The following is a 5,022-nucleotide window of genomic DNA, read 5'->3' on the forward strand; positions in this document are numbered from 1 at the left end:
AAAATCGTGTTTCCGAGGCTTGACCCCAGTGAGGTTTAGAACAAGCAGGTTCATAGTCATTCCAGACTCGATTGAGATACTCCCGCCGCTGCCCAGACGCTCCGCGCCGCTTCCCCCAGCCCCTCCAGAGGGAGAGGGGAGTTAGAGAGCAATGGAACGGAGATGTTTCATTCCTGTTGAAAATGACCATACAGGTGTATCCCATAACCCCTTAGTAGACTGTACTTGAGCCGACGCAATTGGCGGTGACTTTCCACCCAGTAGAACGGCAGGGGCTCTGTACTGCGACAGGTTGATAGACTGATGGGAAATTGATGAGAATATTTGATGAACAGAGAAAACCGCTCTTCTCGGAATCAACCCTTGGTGCCCCGCGGTTTCAAACCTAAGCTGGGTCAGAACTCGGTGGGCAGGGATCCCTTCTTCCAATGCCAGCCCAACCCGCAAAGTCCAGAGGGAATCAGCTTGGCCCCCTATGTGCGCACCTTGCCCTTGGTTGTCGATGCCATGCTGGATTTGGCCCAGGTGGGGAGCGAGGATACTCTCTACGACTTGGGCTGTGGGGATGGCCGCATTCTCATCCGGGCGGCGCAGCGCTTTGGCACACAGGGCATGGGAGTGGATATCGACCCGGAGCGCATCCTGGAAGCCCAACAGCGGGCCCGAGAAGCCCAAGTTCAGGATCGAGTTACTTTTCTCCAGCAGGATCTGCTCACTCTGGACTTAACCCCGGCGACGGTGGTGAGCTGCTATTTGCTGCCCCGCTCCCACCTGCTGATCCGAGACAAGCTGCGCTCCCAGCTTCGGCCCGGCGCTCGTCTGGTCACCCACTCCTTCGACATGGGAGATTGGCTCCCCACCGCCACCACCACTGTATCGGATGTTATCAACACCTACACCATCTATCTCTGGCGAATCTAACCCTGGGGATCCCAGGCCGTCGCTTCCTCAAAAGCAGCAGAGGGCTGGTGCAGCACAATCCGGTTGCCATCGGGATCCCGAAAATCCACCTCCTGTCCATGAAAGGCTTGCCGCAGGGGGGAAATGGAGAGCTGATAAGCTCCCGCCAACCCTTCCAGTGTTGTCAGGGATCCCTGTAAATCTTGCACCTGCAGGCAGAGGCTCACCGCTGCGGCTTGGGCACCACCATCGAGATGACGGCTGCGATAGAGGCCCAGCCGCAACCCTGGCAGACGAAACTCTACGTACACCGGATCCCCCTCTGTCGGGAGCTGGACTTGGGGAGAGATCCCCAAGAGATCCCGATAGAAGCGTTGTAGACGAGGCAAGTCCAGGGTAGCCACGCTAACCAAGGCACCAGAGAGCTGCATCGCAACCGCCAAAAGACCGGGTTGGTCTATCTTAGCTAAACTGCCGAGAAGCCCCGCGCTGTACCCGCAGGGTGAGCGTCGGGAGGATGTCACTCAGCTCCAACACCACGCGAGTTTGGGTGGCGATGTCGGATCCCACCGTCTTGCCCTCCGGATCCAGGGCCAATGTGCCCGAGATGTAGAGGGTATTTTGCCCACCTTCACGCCGGGAGAATAGGGGGCGATGGCCGGATAGCCGGCTGGAGCAATGGCAACCTTAGGCACGAGGGATCCCGAATCACAACAGGATTGCACCTTAGCGGCGAATTCGATCTTCCACAGCTGGCTGGGATACAGCCATAGCCGGTTTCTCTGGAGCAGATTCCCACTCTTCGGGGGAGATTCTCTTGCAGAACTAGACTATAGTAGGTACCAAAGCTTGCTGCTTCTTCCCAAATCAAGACTGGAGCGACTTACCGTGGGGTTATTCAGCCGATTTTCCCGTGATATGGGCATTGATTTGGGCACTGCCAACACGCTGGTCTACGTGGCCGGGCGAGGCATTGTCCTGCAAGAGCCCTCTGTGGTCGCCATCGACCAAAACACCAAGCAACCCCTGGCTGTGGGGGAAGATGCCAAAAAAATGTTGGGCCGTACCCCCGGCAACATTGTAGCGGTGCGTCCTCTGCGAGATGGGGTGATTGCCGATTTCGACACGGCGGAGATGATGCTAAAACACTTCATCCACCGCGTACACGAGGGCCGGTACCTGATTGCTCCCCGCATTGTGATTGGGATCCCCAGCGGTGTGACCGGGGTGGAGCGACGGGCGGTGATGGAAGCCGCTCTCCAAGCTGGGTCGCGGGAGGTGTATTTGGTGGATGAGCCGGTGGCAGCAGCAATCGGGGCCGGGCTGCCGGTGCAAGAGCCCACTGGGAACATGATCATCGACATTGGCGGCGGCACCACTGAGGTAGCCGTCCTCAGTTTGCAGGGGATCGTGCTGAGCGAGTCCGTGCGGGTAGCGGGAGATGAGCTGAGCGAGGCCATCGTCCAGTACATGAAAAAAGTCCACAACCTCACCATCGGGGAGCGCACCGCTGAAGAGATCAAGATTCGGATTGGCTCCGCCTACCCAATTCAAGAGGAACTGACCATGGAAGTGCGCGGGTTACACCTGCTCTCGGGTTTACCCCGTACCGTCACGGTGAAGAGCACCGAAATTCGCGAGAGCATGGCCGAGCCCCTCTCGGTGATTGTGGAAGCCATTAAGCGCACCCTGGAGCGCACTCCACCGGAATTGGCTGCCGACATCATCGACCGAGGCATCATGCTGGCCGGGGGAGGAGCCTTGCTCAAGGGTCTAGATGCCCTGATCAGCCATGAAACCGGGATCTTGGTTCACATTGCCCCGGATCCCCTCAGTTGTGTGGTGCTCGGTACAGGGCGAGTTTTGGAGGATTTCAAAACCTTGGGTCGAGTGTTGAGCGGCAGCTTCAAGGGCTAGAGGCACTTCTCCCTCTCCCTGATTTCCTGATTTGAGGTGTGAGTCGAGTGGGTCGGAGAGGTATTGCTTGAATCGGCTACGCCAATGGTGGAGGCGCTACGGCTTGGGGTTGCTCCTGTCTGCTTTGGCGATGGGGGCAGCGCTGGGCCTGCGCCAAACCCAGGGATCCCTATTGGTGGAATTGTACAGTTGGATCACTGCTCCAGCCCGTCCGCCTGTGGATCCCGCTGCGGTGCTCAGCCAGGCCGCTAACCGTGAGCTGCAAGCCCTGGTAGCCGAGTTGCAGTACCAAAACCGCGAGCTGAAGCGACTGCTGCAATTTACCGAGCAAATGCCCCAAGCGGGGATCCCAGCAGCCGTGGTGGGTCGCAGCGCCGATCACTGGTGGCAACAGCTCACCCTCAGCCGCGGCAGCCGGCATGGAGTCAGGGTGGGAGATGTAGTCATGGCGCCGGGCGGGTTGATCGGGCGAGTTGAGTCGGTCACGCCCAACACCAGCCGAGTGCTCCTGATCAGCGATCCCACCAGCCGTGTTGGGGTGATGTTGAGTCGCAGCCGACACATGGGCATCCTGAGGGGTACGGGCACCCAGAGCGCCATTTTGGATTTTTTCGACAAGGCCCCCAAAGTAGAGGTGGGGGATGTGGTGGTGACCTCGGGCCTGAGCAGCTTTTACCCAGCCGGGGTTGTGGTGGGAACGGTTCGAGCGGTCAACTTGGATGCCAGCCCTGCCCCTCAAGCCACTGTCGAACTGTCGGCGCCGCTGGGTCTCTTGGAATGGGCCTTGATCTACCGCTATGCTCAACCCTCTGATTCCTAAGCTTAAGTCTCACCTTAACTGGCTGGTGACTGTCCTGTCGGGATTGCTGGCAGCAGTGGCCCCTTGGTGGCGAGGGCCGGGCTTGGAGCTAGCAGGCTTAACCCCAGATTGGCCCTTGATCTGGGTGGTGTGCTGGAGTGTGCGGCGCAAAGCTTGGCAGGGGGCTGTTGCCGGGGTCACCCTGGGTTTTCTGCAAGATGCGCTGACCAGCCCTTGTCCTACCCATGCGCTGGGGCTGGCTGTAGTTGGGATCCTCACCGCCAAGTTGCAAAAACAACGCTACATGCAAGAAGACTTTATCTCGGTGGCCTTGATCGTTTTTGGTATGGTGGTGATCGCCGAAACCTTGATGGCACTGCAATGGATGTGGCTCGTGGCCTCGCAGGGATCCGATGACCTGGATCCAGCAGGAACGCAAACCTTGCTGGATGGATTGGAGAACTCCCTTCGGTTTTTCGGCAACATTGGTGGCGATGGCCCCCGTTCTCTGGAGAGCATCTGGTGGAACCATCAACGCAATGCCCTCACGTCTGCTATTTTAAGTAGCCTCTGGGCACCCGCTTTGTATTGGCCCCTCAGCCGTTGGTGGCAGTCTCAAGAGCGGGATCCCAGAGAGGTTTAGCCTTTGGTTTTGTGGCAAATCATCCTACCTTTCGGTTAAAACTTAGGCCAAAGCAGAGTATGTCCCTTGGCATTTTTGGCAAGAAAGAACTCTCGAGGCGGTGGGAGCCCATTTGCCGGCTCGCTCCGGCATTCTACTTCTTTTGCATTGGCGCTGCGCTGGTCAGAAAAAGCGACGATCTGGAAAACTTCTCGTCGGGGGGGGAGCAATTTTGGCCTAAAATGAACCCCAGGACTGGGATATAAGCCCCATCTTTTTCAGACAGCTTTGGGCTAATGTCGCGCATCTCAATCAAAAAGTCAAAAGCATAGGAAGCGCAGGCGACGTCAAGGCTGACCTTGTGGCAACTGCACTTAGAATTTGACTTAGAGCAATCATTGGGAGGGATCCATGCCGCATACAATTGTCACCGATATCTGTGAAGGTGTGGCCGACTGTGTAGAGGCTTGCCCTGTTGCCTGCATCCACCCCGGCGATACCAAAAATGCCAAAGGCACCGACTACTTTTGGATTGAGTTTTCCACCTGCATCGACTGTGGCATCTGTTTACAGGTTTGCCCCGTAGAAGGCGCTATTCTGCCGGAGGAAAAGCCGCATCTGCAGCGAGTGCCCCGCTAATTCCAGGGAAGCATCCCTGGCCACACGCTGGGATTCAACGAGAATTACAATCATTTCAATTCCAACCAGGACGCTGCACCCACACCTAGAACGTTAGTCGCGTCTTCGCGTCGTCGTGTCAGCGTTGCGGAGCAATAGCGTTGCG

Annotated in this window: 7 protein-coding genes; 5 read left to right on the forward strand and 2 right to left on the reverse strand. The window is 57.6% G+C overall.

Annotated elements, in window-relative coordinates; translation table 11 throughout:
• The first annotated feature begins 327 nt into the window (after positions 1-327).
• Entirely contained in the window at positions 328-921 is a 594-nt protein-coding gene (locus tag NW818_RS00980; protein ID WP_414413113.1) for an SAM-dependent methyltransferase, read from the forward strand.
• Here NW818_RS00980 and NW818_RS00985 read toward each other — a convergent pair.
• Both NW818_RS00985 and NW818_RS00990 read right to left on the reverse strand, forming a co-directional pair.
• Positions 918-1,331 carry a VOC family protein gene (locus tag NW818_RS00985; RefSeq protein WP_414342826.1) on the reverse strand — a complete coding sequence of 138 codons (414 nt, stop codon included), beginning with the start codon at positions 1,329-1,331 and terminating at the stop codon, positions 918-920. The genes NW818_RS00980 and NW818_RS00985 overlap by 4 nt on opposite strands.
• A gap of 31 nt (positions 1,332-1,362) precedes the next feature.
• The gene (locus NW818_RS00990; RefSeq protein WP_414342828.1) at positions 1,363-1,497 is read right to left on the reverse strand and encodes a hypothetical protein; all 135 of its coding nucleotides are present in this window, start codon (positions 1,495-1,497) and stop codon (positions 1,363-1,365) included.
• A 291-nt stretch (positions 1,498-1,788) separates the two neighbouring features.
• Between NW818_RS00990 and NW818_RS00995 the strand changes: the two genes are divergently transcribed.
• The 4 genes from NW818_RS00995 (at position 1,789) to NW818_RS01010 (ending at position 4,877) form a co-directional block, all read left to right on the forward strand.
• Positions 1,789-2,817 carry a rod shape-determining protein gene (locus NW818_RS00995; RefSeq protein ID WP_414331964.1) on the forward strand — a complete coding sequence of 343 codons (1,029 nt, stop codon included), beginning with the start codon at positions 1,789-1,791 and terminating at the stop codon, positions 2,815-2,817.
• Between the two features lie 67 nt (positions 2,818-2,884).
• Positions 2,885-3,637, forward strand: coding sequence for a rod shape-determining protein MreC (mreC, locus tag NW818_RS01000; RefSeq protein ID WP_414422513.1), 753 nt, complete (start codon positions 2,885-2,887; stop codon positions 3,635-3,637).
• A complete protein-coding gene (mreD, locus tag NW818_RS01005; RefSeq protein WP_414423590.1) occupies positions 3,615-4,259 on the forward strand; it encodes a rod shape-determining protein MreD in 645 nt (214 codons plus the stop codon). Before mreC ends, mreD begins: the two co-directional genes overlap by 23 nt.
• A 390-nt stretch (positions 4,260-4,649) precedes the next feature.
• Complete coding sequence (locus NW818_RS01010) at positions 4,650-4,877, forward strand: indolepyruvate ferredoxin oxidoreductase subunit alpha (protein ID WP_011434056.1); 228 nt, start codon at positions 4,650-4,652, stop codon at positions 4,875-4,877.
• Positions 4,878-5,022: the final 145 nt, after the last annotated feature.

This window comes from Synechococcus sp. R6-5 (assembly GCF_047461775.1).
Classification (GTDB): Bacteria; Cyanobacteriota; Cyanobacteriia; order Thermostichales; family Thermostichaceae; genus Thermostichus.

Bases quoted from the DNA above. Each gene is read 5' to 3' on its own strand.
- mreD (WP_414423590.1), top strand. From the start codon at position 3,615: ATGCTCAACCCTCTGATTCCTAAGCTTAAGTCTCACCTTAACTGGCTG.
- NW818_RS01010 (WP_011434056.1), top strand. From the start codon at position 4,650: ATGCCGCATACAATTGTCACCGATATCTGTGAAGGTGTGGCCGACTGT.
- NW818_RS00980 (WP_414413113.1), top strand. From the start codon at position 328: ATGAACAGAGAAAACCGCTCTTCTCGGAATCAACCCTTGGTGCCCCGC.
- NW818_RS00985 (WP_414342826.1), bottom strand. From the start codon at position 1,331: ATGCAGCTCTCTGGTGCCTTGGTTAGCGTGGCTACCCTGGACTTGCCT.